Genomic DNA, 15,465 nt, shown 5'->3' on the forward strand with positions numbered 1-15,465 from the left:
GCTGCTCGGTTTGGTAAAATACCGGCGCACTTGGGAACGGATGGGCTCCGGTGGGCTCCGCGGTCCTCAAAACCGTTGCGAGGCGTGCAAAACGTCTTGGATGTGTTCGATTCACATACGTTCCCGCCATACGCTACCAGCGCTTTTGTGCTCGCGGTCTTGCTGCGTGCCGCAAAGGCGCTGTTTTGTTTTTGCACGGGCTTTTCGTAGCGCCGCTATTTCGGCGGCTGTATTTAGCTTCGTGCACCGGGTTTCGAGCATACCGATGGGGGTGGTTTGCCGTATGACTACCGTAAGACGTGCCGATCTTTCTTGTGTCGTCCAGGCGGGCGGGCTGTCCTCGCGCATGGGCTGCGATAAGGCGCGCATGGCGTTTTGCGGCGAGCCGCTTATCGAGCGCGTGCTGGGTCGGCTGGCGCCAGTTGCCGGCGAGTTGGTCGTGACGACTTCGCGTCCCAGCGAGCTGGCCTATCTTGAGGAGCGCACGTTTGGCGGTCTGGTGCCGCGTGTGGTGGCGGACCTTGAAGGACCGGCGGGTGCCATGCGCGGCATCGCGAGCTCGTTGGCTGCGGCCCGATTGCCGCTTGTGGCGATCGTCGCCTGCGATATGCCGTTTGTCTCGTCGGGACTCATCGGCGCGCTTACCGATCGTGTCGAGGCCGAGGCGCTCGACGTGTGCGTGCCGCGCGAGGAGCGGGGGATTGAGCCGCTTTGTGCCGTCTGGCGCCGTGACGCGTGTGCGCCGGTCGCCCAAGAGTTGCTCGCCTGCGATCGTCAGCGCATTCGCTGCCTGATCAATCGCGTTCAGGCCGGTTATATAGATGAGCCGCAGATCGTTAAGGCCACGGGCTCCACGCTCTGCTTCGAAAACGTCAATACGCCCGAGGAGTTTGCGGCGGCCGAGTTACTCGCCTAGACGATTGGAGTTGCGATGTCTCACGATATTTGTCCCGACACGGGAGAACCTTGTACTTGCGACGGGTCCGAACCCTGTACCTGCGGTTGCGGTGGCTGTGGACATACCGCGGAAGAGGAAGCGGCCGCCGCGGCGTATCGTGAGGCACACCGTGAAGGCCCGACCGGTGATGCCCTCGATCGCGAACGCAAAATCATCGTTTCGTTCGACAGCACCTTCGATGTGATGGAATGTGAACAGCTGTGTCTTGCCGCCGGCGTGCCCGGGCGCATCATGCCGCTGCCCGGCTCCATTACCGCAGGTTGCGGCCTGTGCTGGGTCATGCCGTTCTCGGGCGATGCCCTTGCCGCCTTCCGTGCTGCCACCGAAGGCCGCATAACCCCCGCCGACTACCATCAGCTCGTCCTCTAACCATCAAAACCACCACAAAGGTGCCTGTCCCCAATGTGGTGGTTTGGAACACGTGGACGAAACAGGTTTGAAACACGGGTTTTGCACGTCAGACTCTCAAAAACGCTTCTACCTGCATCGTAATCAAAACGAAACATCCGCTCGTCGGCTTATGCGAAACTTTGCTGCAACAGTGCGATATTATCCATACTCGATAAAGTTCGCGGCGCATAGGGTGCCGCGAACGACACCTTTCTTTTCCATCAATTGGAGGAAGCATGAGCTACACGCAGAAAGTTCTCGACGAGCTCAAGGCCCGCTATCCCGAGCAGCCTGAGTTCATCCAGGCCGCGACCGAGATCCTCGGCACCATCCAGCCGGCGCTCGACGCCCACCCCGAGTACGAGGAGGCCGCCCTACTGGAGCGCCTCGTCGAGCCCGAGCGCATCGTCATGTTCCGTGTTCCCTGGGTCGACGACCAGGGCAAGGTCCAGGTCAACCGCGGTTACCGCGTCGAGTTCAACTCTGCCATTGGACCCTACAAGGGCGGCCTGCGCTTTAACCCGACGGTCACCCTGGGTATGCTCAAGTTCCTGGGTCTGGAGCAGATCCTCAAGAACAGCCTGACCACCCTTCCCATGGGCGGCGGCAAGGGCGGCTCCGACTTTGACCCCAAGGGCAAGTCCAACAACGAGATCATGCACTTCTGCCAGTCCTTCATGACCGAGCTCTATCGCCACATTGGCCCCAACACCGACGTTCCCGCAGGCGACCTGGGCGTTGGCGGCCGCGAGGTTGCCTACCTGTTCGGTCAGTACAAGCGCCTGACCAACGAGTGGACCGGCGTTCTTACCGGCAAGGGCCTCTCCTTTGGCGGCTCGCTCGCCCGTACCGAGGCCACCGGTTACGGTCTGGCCTACTTTGTGGACGAGTACCTCAAGAGCCGCGGCGACTCCTTCGAGGGCAAGAACGTCGTCGTTCACGGCTCCGGCAACGTCGCTATCTACGCGGTCCAGAAGGTCACTCAGCTCGGCGGCAAGGTGCTCGCCTGCTCCGATACCCACGGCTGGGTCGAGGATCCCGACGGCATCGACTACACCGTGCTCGAGCACATCTACAACAAGAAGCGCTCTGGCCACGACAAGGGCGTTACGCTCGCCATGTACGTTGACGAGAAGCCCAACGCCGTGTGGCACGAGGGCGACGGCCGCGGCGTTTGGCAGCTGCCCTGCGACATCGCGCTGCCCTGCGCTCGCGAGAACACGCTGCTGCTCGAGGATGCCCAGGCGCTCGTCGCCAACGGCTGCAAGGTGGTCGGCGAGGGCGCGAACATGCCCACGACCATCGAGGCCACGACCTACTTCCAGGAGAACGGCGTTGCCTTTATGCCCGGTAAGGCTGCCAACGCCGGCGGTGTTCTCGTGTCCGGCCTGGAGATGAGCCAGAACGCCGAGCACCTGTCCTGGACCTTCGAGGAGGTCGACGGCAAGCTCGAGCAGCTCATGCGCGGCATGTTCCACAACGTGGACGACACCGCCAAGGAGTACGGCCAGGAGGGCAACTTCGTTATGGGCGCCAACATCGCCGGCTTCCTGAAGGTCGCCGACGCCATGCTCGCCCAGGGCGTCTGCTAAATCTTCGCTCGGCATAGCATGTGATAAGGCTCCCAGCTATCTGGCTGGGAGCCTTTTCTATCCAGGAGGACTCCTCATAACTTGCGGTGAAATACGGACTGATTAGCCGTTCTGGGACGCTAAACAGTCCGTATTTCACCGCAAGTTATGGATGGATGGGTGGATTTTGTCCTAAAACGGTGTGCGTCTCCTCGTTTGGTACACTTAAAAGTACTGGACAAGTGAAGAGATGGGGGAGAACGTGCTCAAGTTCGGTACCTACGTCCGTGTTGGAAACGCGGCCGAAGCCTATGAGCTCTTACAGAAGAACCGCAACAACAAGATTGTGGGCGGCGGCATCTGGATGCGCCTGGGTTCGCGTCGCGTGGCGACGGCAATTGACCTTTCGGCCTGCGGTCTCGATCAGATCGAGGAGACCGAGACTGAGTTTCGCATCGGTGCCATGTGTACCCTGCGCCAGCTCGAGCGCCATGCCAAGCTCAACGCGCTTGTCAACAATGTCTTTGAGTTCGCCGTTCACGATATCGTGGGCGTGCAGCTGCGCAATACCGCCACGGTGGGCGGCAGCATCTACGGCCGCTTTGGCTTCTCGGACGTTCTCTCCGCTTTCCTCGCGCTCGATTCGTATGTTGAGCTGACGGGCGCCGGCCGCGTGCCGCTCGCCGAGTTCGTCGATATGGGTTACGTGCGCGACGTGATCGAGCACATCGTGGTCGTTAAACACGACTACCGCGCGAGCTATGAGGCCGTGCGCAAGGCTGCGACCGACCTCCCCTCGCTCAATGTCACCGCCGCCTGGTGGGACAACAGCTGGCATGTCACCGTGGGCGCCCGCCCGCTGCGCGCGACCCTGCTGCAGGGCGAGGCATGCGGCCTTACTGCCGAGCAGCCTTCCGAGGACGAGCTTCGCGCCCTGGCCGCGTCCGTACGCGCACTGAGCTATGGCACCAACCTGTGGGGCTCGGCCGACTACCGTCGCCGCATCTCGGCCCCGCTCGCCATCCAGGCCGTGCGCCGCGCCGCCGGCATCGAGCTTTCTGCCGCGCTTGCCCGCGAGCTCGAGACCGTGCAGGTCCCCAAGTTTGCCACGGACGAGTATTCCTGCCGCCGCGTGCCCGGCGTCGATTCTAGCGAGGTGCGCTAATGGCTGCCAAACTCATCGATCTTTCCTTTACGCTCAACGGCCGTAAGGTCAAGGTTCAGATTGCCCCCGACACCATGCTCTTTGCGCTGCTGCGCGAGCAGGGCTGCGCTTCGGTGCGCTGTGCCTGCGAGACCACCAACTGCGGCCTGTGCACAGTGTGGCTCGACGGCGACCCGGTGCTGAGCTGCTCGGTTCCCGCCGTGCGCGTCGAGGGCCGCTCCATCACTACGCTCGAGGGCCTCAAGGCCGAATCTGAGGCTCTCGCCCGCGCAATGGCTGCCGAAGGCGCCGAGCAGTGTGGTTTTTGCGCTCCCGGTCTCATCATGAACGTGCTGGCGCTCGCCCGTGCCGCCAAGGAGGACCCGAGCCTTGTTGCCACGCGCGAGGAGCTCTCGCGCCAGCTCGCCGGCAACCTCTGCCGCTGCAGCGGCTATGAGAGCCAGCTGCGCGCCATCGTCCGCTTCCTCAACGAGTCTGGCGTGCAGGTGGGCTTCGAGATGCCCGAGCTGCCGGTCAACGACACCAGCTGCGACGGCGTCGCGTACAAGCAGATTACCCACAAGCAGCCCAAGAAGGACTCGAAGGCCCTGCTCGAGGGTCGTCCCGTCTACACGGGCGACATGGTGCCCGCCGGCGCGCTCATCGTCAAACTCAAACGCAGCCCCTATGCCCGCGCCAAGATCCGCTCCATCGACACGTCTCGCGCCCTTAAGGTACCCGGCGTCGTGGGCGTCTACACCTATGAGGACGTGCCCAAGCGCCGCTTTACCATCGCCGGCCAGAGCTATCCACAGCCGAGTCCCTACGACCGCCTGATCCTCGAGAACCTCGTGCGCTATCAAAACGAGGAGGTGGCGATCGTCGCTGCCGAGACCGAGGAGGCCGCCGACAAGGCGCTCAAGCTCATCAAGGTCGACTACGAGGTACTCGAGCCCCTGCTCGACTTTACCCAGGCGCTCGATAACGACATCGTGGTACACCCCGAGGGCGACGTGACCTTTATGTTCCCGCAGGGTGGCGACGTTCCGCGCAACCTAGTGTGCAGTGGCACGAGCGATTTTGGCAACCTTGACGAGGCGTTCGCCCAGAGCGACATCGTCTTTGAGCGCACCTACACCAGCCAGGCCACGCAGACCGCGCCCATGGAGACTTTCCGCGCCTTCGCGACGACCGACGCGTTCGGCCGCATCTCGGTGACCACCTCGACGCAGGTGCCCTTCCACGTGCGCCGCATGGTCGCGCAGTCGCTCGACATTCCGCAGTCGCAGGTGCAGGTCATCAAGCCGCGCATCGGTGGCGGCTTTGGCTCCAAGCAGACGGGCTGCTGCGAGATCTTCGTGGCGTTCGTGACCCAGCAGACTGGCCGTCCGAGCTACTGCTGCTACACCCGCGAGGAGACTATCACCGCGGGCAACTCGCGCCACCAGATGCAGATGACCGTCAAGCTGGGCGCCATGAACGACGGCACCATCACGGCCATCGATCTGCACACGCTGTCCAACGCCGGCGCGTACGGCGAGCACGCTACCACGACGATCGGTCTTTCGGGCCACAAGAGCCTGCCCATCTACAACCATGTGAAGGCGAGCCGCTTTAGCTGGGACGCCGTCTACACCAACACTAACCGCGGCGGCGCGTATCGCGGCTACGGTGCCACCCAGGGCCAGTTTGCTGTGGAGAGCGCCGTCAACGAGCTCGCCGACATGCTGCACATGGACCCCGCCGACCTGCGCCTTAAGAACATTGTGCGCGAGGGCGAGATCATGCCGCAGTACTACAACGAGAAGCTCAACGCCTGCGCACTCGACCGCTGCCTGCTGCGCGCGATGGACATGATCGGTTGGCGCGACAAGCCGCTGGCCGTCGACCTGGGCGATCGCGTGCGCGCCCTGGGCTGCGCGCTCACCATGCAGGGCTCGGGCATTTCCAACGTGGATATCGCCGGCATCGACATGCGCCTGGAGGAAGACGGCTTCATTACCATCGGCACCGGCGCCACCGATAACGGCATGGGCGTCGACACGATCCTGGCGCAGATTGCCGCCGAGGAGCTGGGCGTGGAGAGTTCCCTGATCGTGGTGCGCGGCGTGGACACCGACGTGTCGCCGTTCGATGCCGGCTCGTACGCGAGTTCGGGCACGTACGTAACGGGCCTGGCAGCCAAGAACGCTGCGGCCGAGCTGCGCGAGAAGATCTGCGCCAAGGCCGCCCAGATGTGGGACGTGGACGCCGCCGACGTGGTCTTCGATGGCCAGTACGTGCGTCTGTCCGACGAGCGCGCCGCGCGCGAGCAGAACCGCTACCTCACGCTGCGTGACTTTGCCAACCTGTGCGTCAAGAACATCGCGGGCGGCGACGCGCTCACCTCGCATGCCTCTGCCTGCCTGCCCGTTTCGCCTCCGCCGTTTATGGCCGGCATTGCCGAGGTCGAGGTCGACAAGGCTACCGGCAAGGTGACTGTGGTGGACTATGCGGCGGCCGTTGACTGCGGCACTGTGATCAACGAGGCGCTCGCGCGCGTCCAGGCCGAGGGCGGCATTGCCCAGGGCATTGGCCATGCGCTCTACGAGATTGTCGAGCACGATGACCGCGGCCGTCTGCGCACCGGCAACTTTATGAGCTACAAGCTGCCCACACGCCTGGATATCGGCAGCATTCGCGTGGCCTTTGAGCCGAGTTACGAGCCGACGGGTCCGTTTGGTGCCAAGTCGATCGGCGAGGTCGTCATTAACACGCCGCTCGCCGCCGTGGCCTCGGCCGTGGCGCACGCCACCGGCCACCAGGTTCGCTCGCTGCCGATCACGCCCGAGAAGGCCCTGCTAGGGGAGTAGCGGGTCGGCGAACAAGTCGTAATGGGCGGGGCGGGGTAACTCGCCCCGCCTTTTGCACTCGTGGTGAGGTCGTGAGCCTGTAAAAGGTGTGCGTGCGCTTGCCGTTCGTATCTGCTATCATTCATAGTCTGTGCGCTCATGCGGGCGTGGCGGAATTGGTAGACGCGCCAGATTTAGGTTCTGGTGGGATTCCCGTGAAGGTTCGAGTCCTTTCGCCCGCACCAACGCACCTGCGTCGGCTCCTGCCGTCGCGACTCTTTGTTGCATAAAGGTACCAGCACCTCAGATAAGCTGGGCAGTATGAGGAGGAACGTGTTGAACATCACCGCTTCTGACGTCAAGGACGCCAAGCTCACCGCTACGGTCACCATCCCGGCCGCCGACGTCGACGCCGCGATCAAGAAGGCCTACAAGGACACCGCCAAGAAGTACCGCTTCCCGGGCTTCCGCGCCGGTAAGGCTCCCCGTCCGGTCATCGACTCTGCTCTTGGCGCCGAGGCTACCCTCGCTCAGGCCACCAACGACCTGATTGCCGCCAACGAGCCCGTCGTCCTCAACGAGCTGGACATCGTCCCCACCAAGAACGGTGACTACAAGGAGCTCGACCTCGCCAAGGATCACGAGGACTACACCTACACCGTCGAGTTCTCCCTGCGTCCCGCTGCCGAGCTCTCCTCCTTCGATGCCGTTGAGATCGAGATGCCTCCCGCGGAGGTCACCGAGTCCGAGATCAACAACCAGGTCGAGATGCTCCTCAACTACCGCGCCACCTTCGAGGACGTCGAGGGTCGCGCCGTCGAGGCTGACGACTATGTGACCGTCGACCTCAAGGCCGTCGAGAACGCCGACAACTTCGCCGCCGAGGGCCGCATGCTCATCGCCGGTAGCGACAGCAACCCCAAGGAGTTCAACGAGGCCCTGATCGGCGCTAACGTTGACGACGTCAAGACCGTCACCTGGACCGACGAGGTCGAGGAGGGCGAGGAGGCCGAGACCCACACCGTCGAGGTCACCGTCAAGGGCATCAAGGTCCGCAACACCCCCGAGCTCACCGACGAGCTCGTCAAGTCCGACTTTGGCTTCGACAGCATCGACGCTATGCGCGATGCCATCAAGATCGAGATTGAGCAGGACAAGGCTTCCCGCCTGCCGGCCGAGAAGGAGAACCGTTGCGTCTCCGCTCTCGCCGAGCGTCTGCAGCTCGACGAGATGGACGCCGACTATGAGCAGTCCGTCTTTGAGGAGCTTGGCCAGAACTTCCTGTCCAACCTCGCTGCCCGCGGCATGACGCTGGACACCTGGCTGCCCGCTTCCGGCCTGACCATGGAGCAGTTCATCGGCGACCTGCACAAGCAGGCCAACGACGTTGCCCGTGAGTCCCTGGCGCTCGACGCGCTCGCCCGTGAGCTCAAGATCGAGGTCACCGAGGACGACATCAACGCCGAGTTCGAGAAGGCCGGCGTCAAGGACGTCGAGGCTTCTAAGGCCGAGTTCATTGCCGATGGCCGCATGCCTGCCGTCCGCGAGTCCATCCGTCGCTCCAAGGCCGTCGATCACCTGGTCGAGAACGCCAAGGTGACCGAGGTCGATGAGACTGCCAAGGACGCCGAGTAATTCTCGCCACCTTTTCCGCGAGCGCATGGATGCGCCCGTGATGGGGTAAAGTTATAAGCCGGTTATCCGGTTGCTTCGTACGGTGCCAGCCAATGCATAGCATGCGGGCACCGTACGTTTGTCTAGAACCAATTTGGTCCGTAAGAGAAATGGAGATGCGTATGATCGCTAAGTTCGATTCCGCCCTCGTGCCATACGTTATCGAGCAGACGCCGCGCGGCGAGCGCAGCTACGATATCTATTCGCGCCTGCTCAACGACCGCATCATCTTCTTGGGCGAGGAGATCAACTCCGTCAGCGCCAACCTGGTCGTTGCCCAGCTGCTGCATCTTGAGAGCCAGGATGCCGAGAAGGATATCTCGCTCTACATCAATTCGCCCGGCGGCGAGGTCTACTCCGGTCTGGCGATTCTGGACACTATGAACTTCATTAAGCCGCAGGTCTCCACCATCTGCGTCGGTATGGCCGCGTCTATGGCCGCCGTGCTGCTTTCGGCTGGCGCCAAGGGCAAGCGCTTCTGCCTGCCGCACTCCAAGGTCATGATTCACCAGCCCAGCGGCGGTGCCCAGGGCCAGCAGACCGAGATCGAGATCGTGGCCGAGGAGATCAAGAAGACCCGCCGCGAGCTCAACCAGATCCTGTCCGATGCCTCGGGCCAGTCCATCGAGAAGGTCCAGGCCGATACCGAGCGCGACAACTACCTGACCGCTGCCGAGGCCCTCGACTACGGCCTGATCGACCGTATCGTCACCTCGCGCGACCTCGCCGCGAAGGACGCCTAGGATGGCAGGTAACATGCAGGACAACTTTGACGAGAACGGCAACCCCATCCGCTGCTCCTTCTGCGGAAAAGAACAGGGACAGGTCCGTCGTCTCGTAAAGGGTCCGACCAACATCTTTATCTGCGACGAGTGCGTCGCCGCCTGCTCCGAGATCCTTGAGGAGTCGCTGGCTTCGGACTTTATGGACGCCGCCCGCAACGGCAATCTCCCGGGTTTCCTCAACGACCACGGCCAGGCTGCGTCCCAGCCCGCCGCTGACCCCGAGACCGAGGGCTTTGAGCTCGAGGACGACCGTCAGGTCATCACGCACGTGCCGACGCCGCACGAGATCTATGACGAGCTTTCGGCCTATGTTATGGGCCAGGAGGACGCCAAGCGCGCCATGTCGGTTGCCGTGTACAACCACTACCGTCGCGTGATCGAGGGCGGTGCCGCAGTGTCCGCCCTTGACGAGGCATCGGGCATGGGCGCTCAGTTTGACGATGACATGGACGAGGTGGAGCTCGCCAAGTCCAATATCTTGCTGCTCGGCCCTACCGGTACCGGTAAGACCCTGCTCGCCCAGACGCTCGCGCGCATCCTCGAGGTGCCGTTTGCCATTGCCGACGCTACCGCGCTCACCGAGGCTGGCTACGTTGGCGAGGACGTGGAGAACATCCTGCTCAAGCTCATTAACGCTGCCGATGGTGACATTGAGCGTGCGCAGGTGGGCATTATCTACGTGGACGAGATCGACAAGATCGCCCGCAAGGCCGAGAACCTCTCCATCACCCGCGATGTCTCGGGCGAGGGCGTTCAGCAGGCTCTGCTTAAAATTCTTGAGGGCACGGTGGCCAGCGTTCCGCCCACCGGCGGCCGCAAGCATCCCCAGCAGGAGCTGCTGCAGATCGACACGACCAACATCCTGTTTATCTGCGGCGGTGCCTTTGTGGGTCTGGACAAGATCATCGCCGACCGCGTGGGCAATAAGGGCGTGGGCTTTAATTCCGAGATCGCCGGCCCTACCTCGGTCGACGAGAACGACCTGCTGCGTCAGGTGCTCCCGCAAGACCTCAACGCCTTTGGCATGATCCCCGAGTTCGTGGGCCGTACGCCCGTCGTCACCCAGACGCAGGCGCTCGATGAGGACGACCTGATGTCGATCCTGACCGAGCCCAAGAACGCCGTGGTGCGCCAGTACCGCAAGATGTTCCAGCTCGAGGACGTTGAGCTTGAGTTTGAGGACGCCGCCCTGCACGAGATCGCCCGCATGGCGCTTGCCCGCAAGACCGGTGCCCGCGGTCTGCGTGCCATCTGCGAGGACGTGCTGCAGCAGACGATGTTCGACCTCCCCAGCGAGGAGGGCGTTGCCAAGGTCGTCGTAACCGAAGCCGCCGTAAAGGGCGAAGAACAGCCCCAACGCATCTACGGGTAAATAGTTTGAATCCAGGCCCCGCGGCAACCACCGCGGGGCCTGCCATTTAGGGACAGGTTTATTTTGGTCGGTTTTATATGGGCAAATGTCGTTTCCCCTGATAAAACCTATCAAAATAAACCTGTCCCTTTTCGGCAGGTATGCCTGTGCTATTCTGTGAGATTGTCAAGTTAGTACCTTCAGACTGAAGTAATCGATACCTAAGGCGTGTCCGCCTGCTTGGTTTTCGTAGATTCCGCACGAGCCGAAGAGCACTTAATGTGCTCTTCGTGCGAGCCAGGACCTGACCGAGCGAAAACCAAGCAGGCGGACACGCCGGCGGGACAGGGAGAGATATATGGAAGAAATGCCCAAGAACTACGATCCGTCGACTAACGAGCCGGCGATCCTGCAGAAGTGGCTCGACGGCGGTTACTACAAGCGCCGCGAGGGCGTGGGCGATTGCACCGTCACCATTCCGCCTCCCAACGTGACCGGCAAGCTCCACATGGGTCACGCCACCGACGACTCCATCCAGGACGCCATCGTCCGTATGGCCCGCATGCGCGGCAAGTCCACGCGCTGGGTGCTGGGCACCGACCACGCCGGTATCGCCACGCAGACCAAGGTCGACAAGAAACTCAAGAGCGAGGGCATTAGCCGCCTGGAGATCGGTCGCGACAAGTTTGTCGACGCTTGCTGGGATTGGACCCACGAGTACGGCGGCATCATCGTCGAGCAGATCAAGCGCATGGGCTGCTCCGTCGACTTCGATAACGAGCGCTTTACCATGGACGAGGACTACGCCCAGGCCGTGCGCAGGGTCTTCTGCGACTGGTACCACGACGGCCTGATCTATCGCGGCAAGCGCATCGTCAACTGGTGCCCCAACTGCACCACCGCTATCTCGGACGACGAGGCCGAGTACAAGGACGAGAAGGGCCACCTGTGGCACCTGCGCTACCCGCTGACCGAGCCGGTCAACGGCCAGGACTACATCGTCGTCGCCACCACGCGCCCCGAGACCATGCTCGGCGACACGGGCGTCGCTGTCTCCCCGAAGGACCCCGAGAAGGCCGCCTTCGTGGGCAAGACCGTCAAGCTCCCCATCGTCGACCGCGAGATTCCCATCTTTGAGGATTGGCATGTCGACGCCAACTTTGGTTCCGGCTTTGTCAAGGTCACCCCGGCTCACGATCCCAACGACTACGCCATGGGTCAGGCTCACGACCTGCCGCAGATCAACATTTTCGATGAGCACGCGGTGGTCGTCGAGGGCTACGGCGAGTTCACCGGCATGAACCGCGACGAGTGCCGCGAGGCCGTCATCAAGTGGTTCGAGGAGCACGACCTGCTCGATCACGTCGAGGACCTCGATCACTCCGTCATGCACTGCTATCGTTGCGACTCCGCGCTGGAGCCGTGGCTGTCCGAGCAGTGGTTCGTCGCCGTCGACAAGCTCAAGGGGCCGGCGCTCGACGCCGTCAATTCTGGTAAGGTCACCTTCCACCCCGCGCGCTGGACGCAGACCTACACCACCTGGATGGAGAACCTTAAGGACTGGTGCATCAGCCGCCAGCTGTGGTGGGGCCACCGCATCCCCGTGTTCTACTGCGAGGACTGCGGCTGGGAGGACGCCCTTACCGAGGACACCGACGTGTGCCCCAAGTGCGGCGGCCACCACGTGCATCAGGACGAGAACGTGCTGGACACCTGGTTTAGCTCGCAGCTGTGGACCTTCGCCACGCAGGGCTGGCCGCAAAAGCCGGAGCTGCTCGAGGGCCATCATCCCACGACGGCGCTGGTCACCGCGCGCGACATCATCGCGCTATGGGTCGCCCGCATGGTCATGAGCTCGCTGTACTTCCTGGACGAGGTTCCGTTTAAGGACGTCGTCATCTACCCGACGATCCTGGCCAAGGACGGCAGCCGCATGTCCAAGTCGAAGGGCAACGGCGTTGACCCCATGGATCTCATCGGCATGTACGGTGCCGATGCCATGCGTTACAACCTGCTGACGCTGTGCACCAACAACCAGGATGTTAAGTTCGACGCGAACATCGACAAGAAGACCAAGAAGCTCATCGACAGCCCGCGTACCGACCAGGCCAAGTCTTTTGTGACCAAGATCTGGAACGCCAGCCGCTTCCTGCTCATGAACATGGAGGGCTACACGCCCGGTGAACCCGTCGTGGAGACGCCGGCCGATGCTTGGATGTTTAGCCGCCTGGCCAAGGCTGTGAAGATGGTCACCGAGGGCATCGAGAACTACACCTTTGGCGACATGGCCCGCGGCGTGCAGCAGTTCTTCTGGAACGAGGTCTGCGACTGGTACGTCGAGGTCACCAAGGCCCGCCTGAAGGGCGAGGGCCGTCTACAGGCTCAGCGCAACCTGATTTTTGTGCTCGACACCTCCATTCGCCTGATGCACCCACTTATGCCATTTGTCACCGAGGAGATCTGGGACAACATGCCGGCGAGCGTGCTCGATCTGGACGCCGAGGGCAACGTCGACCGCGCCGACGCGCTCATGATCGCCAAGTGGCCTGAGCCCGCCGACTACGCCAAGTACGTCGACGAGGACGCCGAGCGCGCCTTTGAGCTGTGCCGCACCGTCGTTTCCGCCGCCCGCGCCACGCGTTCGCGTTATCGCTTGAGCCCCAAGGCCGAGCTCGACGTGGTCGTGCGCGCCGGTGCCGAGGACATCGAGAAGCTCGAGAGCCTGCGTTCGACCATCGAGCCGCTTGCGAACACGGCTTCGCTGGTTATGGGCACCGACGTTGAGAAGCCGGCCGCGAGCATCGCCGTTGTTGACAGCGGCGTCGAGGTCTTTGTGGTGCTCGAGGGCAAGGTCGATCTTTCGGCCGAGAAGGCGCGTCTTGAGAAGGAGATCGCCGCGGCGCAGAAGGAGCTCGCCGGCTGCGAGAAGACGCTCGCCAACGAGGGCTTTGTGGCCAAGGCCGCGCCTGCGGTGGTCCAGAAGAAGAGGGACCGTGCAGCTGAGCTCAAGGAGATCCTGGCGGCGCTGAACTCGCAGGTTGCTGACTTCTCGTAGGCGGTACTGGGGGACGCGGTTTGGGGCTTTGCTCGCTACTGCGGACAGTCCTGCTCGCACGAAGGCCACATTAAGTGGCCTTCGGCTCGTGCGGAACTTGTATCGAGCAAAGCCCCAAACCGCTCCCAGTTCGTTTACGTGGTTGTCTGCGCCCGGCATGTTAGGGCCACTGGGTTGTGGCCTTGAGGTTGCTGCAAAGCGGTGTTTGGCTGATTTTTTGAACGCGAGGGGCTCATTCTATTTAATGGGCCTCTTTTTCTGTTATGGGGGACTTTGGGTTATGGCTAAGCGTTCTGGGTCGTATGTCGTTCCTTTCTCGTTTGAGCTGCTTTCGTTTGATGAGGCTGTGGGGCTGGCTGCTGATACGGGGCGGATTTCTGGGGATGCTGGTCCTCTGCTCGAGACGGTTATCGATATGCTCGATGAGCTGGGGCGTCCGGACGAGTATTTTGATTGCATTCAGGTCGCCGGTACCAATGGTAAGACTTCGACCACGCGTTTTTCGGCTGCCATTCTTCGCGGCGAGGGGCTCAAGACCGCGCTGTATACGTCGCCGCAGCTGGTGCGCTATCCCGAGCGCATGGAGGTCGATGGACGCGTCGTGAGCGACGAGGCGTTTGCTCGTGGCGTTTCGGCCGCTGTTGAGGCGGGGCATCGAGTGAATGCCCGTCGTGTGGCGGCGGGGGAGCGCGCCTATACCATCACGCCGTTTGACCTGCTGACGGCCGCTGCGCTTGTGGTGTTTGCCGAGGCTCGCGTGAATGTTGCCGTGCTCGAGGTTGGTATGGGCGGGCGCTGGGACGCCACGAGTGCGACCGATCCCGTCGCCGTTGCCATTACGGGCATTGGGCTCGATCACACACGTATTTTGGGCGATACGCTCGAGGCCATTGCGGGTGAGAAGGCTGCGGTTATTAAGCCTGGGCGCCTGGTTGTTCTGGGCGAGGGCGCGCATGAGGCTAGCGTTCAGCGTGTGATGGACGCCCGTTGTCGCGAGTGCGGCATTGTGCCGCTGGTGGTGAACCATGCCACGACCAAGGTGCCGGAGCACGTGGGCGATACGGTTGAGTTCAGCTGCACCACTCCGCGTGCGATCTATACGTCGAGCATGGTTAAGCCAGCATATCAGCCGCAGAATGCTGCGTGCGCGATTATGCTGTGCGAAGGGTATCTTGGCCGTGAGCTTGACCACGAGGCGCTGGATGCGTCGCTTATGGGTTGCCCCACACCGGGTCGCTTTGATGTGCTGGGAACCGAACCGCTCAAGCTGATCGACGCCTGCCATAATCCCCAGAGCTGCGAGAACTTTGTGAGCGCGCTGGACGAGATCGATCCGTGCGTGGAGAATCGCCCCACGCTGCTGTGTGCCGCGCTGGCCGATAAGGACGTGGCGGGTATCGTCGACGTTCTGGTTCCGGCGTTCCCCCGGGTGGTCGTGACCCAGACCGATTCCGATCGCGCCCTGCCGGCAGAGGAGCTCGCCGCCCTTGTGGACGCCGATAAGCTCACGGGCGTATATCCGAGTGTGTCCGAGGCCCTCGCTGCCTTCGATGCCGCGGGCGAGTCCTTCGTAGCAGCCGGCACTATCACCCTAGCCGGCGAAGTAGCCGGCCTGCTGCGCTAACCCATCCCCCCAGCAGTTGCGGTGAAATAGTTCCTGTTTGGGGGTGCGGACAGAAAGTTGGACCGCGGGGCGGTCCGGACTG

General features: G+C 62.5%; 10 protein-coding genes and 2 tRNA genes. All 12 read left to right on the forward strand.

Going from position 1 to position 15,465, the window contains the following annotated elements:
* The first annotated feature begins 32 nt into the window (after positions 1-32).
* The 12 genes from AB5767_RS06165 to AB5767_RS06220 all read left to right on the forward strand — a co-directional run bounded on the left by AB5767_RS06165 (position 33) and on the right by AB5767_RS06220 (position 15,383).
* Positions 33-129 (forward strand) — tRNA-Sec (locus AB5767_RS06165).
* Between the two features lie 154 nt (positions 130-283).
* Complete coding sequence (gene mobA, locus AB5767_RS06170; protein ID WP_368132108.1) at positions 284-916, forward strand: molybdenum cofactor guanylyltransferase; 633 nt, start codon at positions 284-286, stop codon at positions 914-916.
* Positions 917-931: 15 nt separating this feature from the next.
* Positions 932-1,327, forward strand: coding sequence for a putative Se/S carrier protein (locus AB5767_RS06175; RefSeq protein WP_368132109.1), 396 nt, complete (start codon positions 932-934; stop codon positions 1,325-1,327).
* A 257-nt stretch (positions 1,328-1,584) separates the two neighbouring features.
* Complete coding sequence (gene gdhA / locus AB5767_RS06180) at positions 1,585-2,940, forward strand: NADP-specific glutamate dehydrogenase (RefSeq protein WP_368132110.1); 1,356 nt, start codon at positions 1,585-1,587, stop codon at positions 2,938-2,940.
* Between the two features lie 241 nt (positions 2,941-3,181).
* Positions 3,182-4,084 (forward strand): FAD binding domain-containing protein, encoded by a 903-nt coding sequence (locus AB5767_RS06185; protein WP_368132111.1) that lies wholly within the window; start codon positions 3,182-3,184, stop codon positions 4,082-4,084.
* The gene (locus AB5767_RS06190) at positions 4,084-6,915 is read left to right on the forward strand and encodes a molybdopterin-dependent oxidoreductase (protein WP_368132854.1); all 2,832 of its coding nucleotides are present in this window, start codon (positions 4,084-4,086) and stop codon (positions 6,913-6,915) included. The genes AB5767_RS06185 and AB5767_RS06190 overlap by 1 nt, the downstream gene beginning before the upstream one ends.
* Before the next feature lie 140 nt (positions 6,916-7,055).
* Positions 7,056-7,139: transfer RNA gene (locus tag AB5767_RS06195), tRNA-Leu, on the forward strand.
* Between the two features lie 88 nt (positions 7,140-7,227).
* Positions 7,228-8,529, forward strand: coding sequence for a trigger factor (gene tig / locus AB5767_RS06200; RefSeq protein ID WP_227790170.1), 1,302 nt, complete (start codon positions 7,228-7,230; stop codon positions 8,527-8,529).
* A gap of 161 nt (positions 8,530-8,690) precedes the next feature.
* Positions 8,691-9,311 (forward strand): ATP-dependent Clp protease proteolytic subunit, encoded by a 621-nt coding sequence (locus tag AB5767_RS06205; protein WP_368132114.1) that lies wholly within the window; start codon positions 8,691-8,693, stop codon positions 9,309-9,311.
* A gap of 1 nt (position 9,312) precedes the next feature.
* The gene (gene clpX / locus AB5767_RS06210; protein WP_368132115.1) at positions 9,313-10,725 is read left to right on the forward strand and encodes an ATP-dependent Clp protease ATP-binding subunit ClpX; all 1,413 of its coding nucleotides are present in this window, start codon (positions 9,313-9,315) and stop codon (positions 10,723-10,725) included.
* Positions 10,726-11,062: 337 nt separating this feature from the next.
* On the forward strand, positions 11,063-13,759 hold the full coding sequence (locus tag AB5767_RS06215) for a valine--tRNA ligase (protein WP_368132116.1): 2,697 nt from the start codon (positions 11,063-11,065) through the stop codon (positions 13,757-13,759).
* A gap of 280 nt (positions 13,760-14,039) precedes the next feature.
* Positions 14,040-15,383: a bifunctional folylpolyglutamate synthase/dihydrofolate synthase gene (locus AB5767_RS06220; protein WP_368132117.1), complete on the forward strand. Its 1,344-nt coding sequence runs from the start codon at positions 14,040-14,042 to the stop codon at positions 15,381-15,383.
* Positions 15,384-15,465: the final 82 nt, after the last annotated feature.

This window comes from Collinsella aerofaciens (assembly GCF_040926265.1).
Classification (GTDB): Bacteria; Actinomycetota; Coriobacteriia; order Coriobacteriales; family Coriobacteriaceae; genus Collinsella; species Collinsella aerofaciens_BB.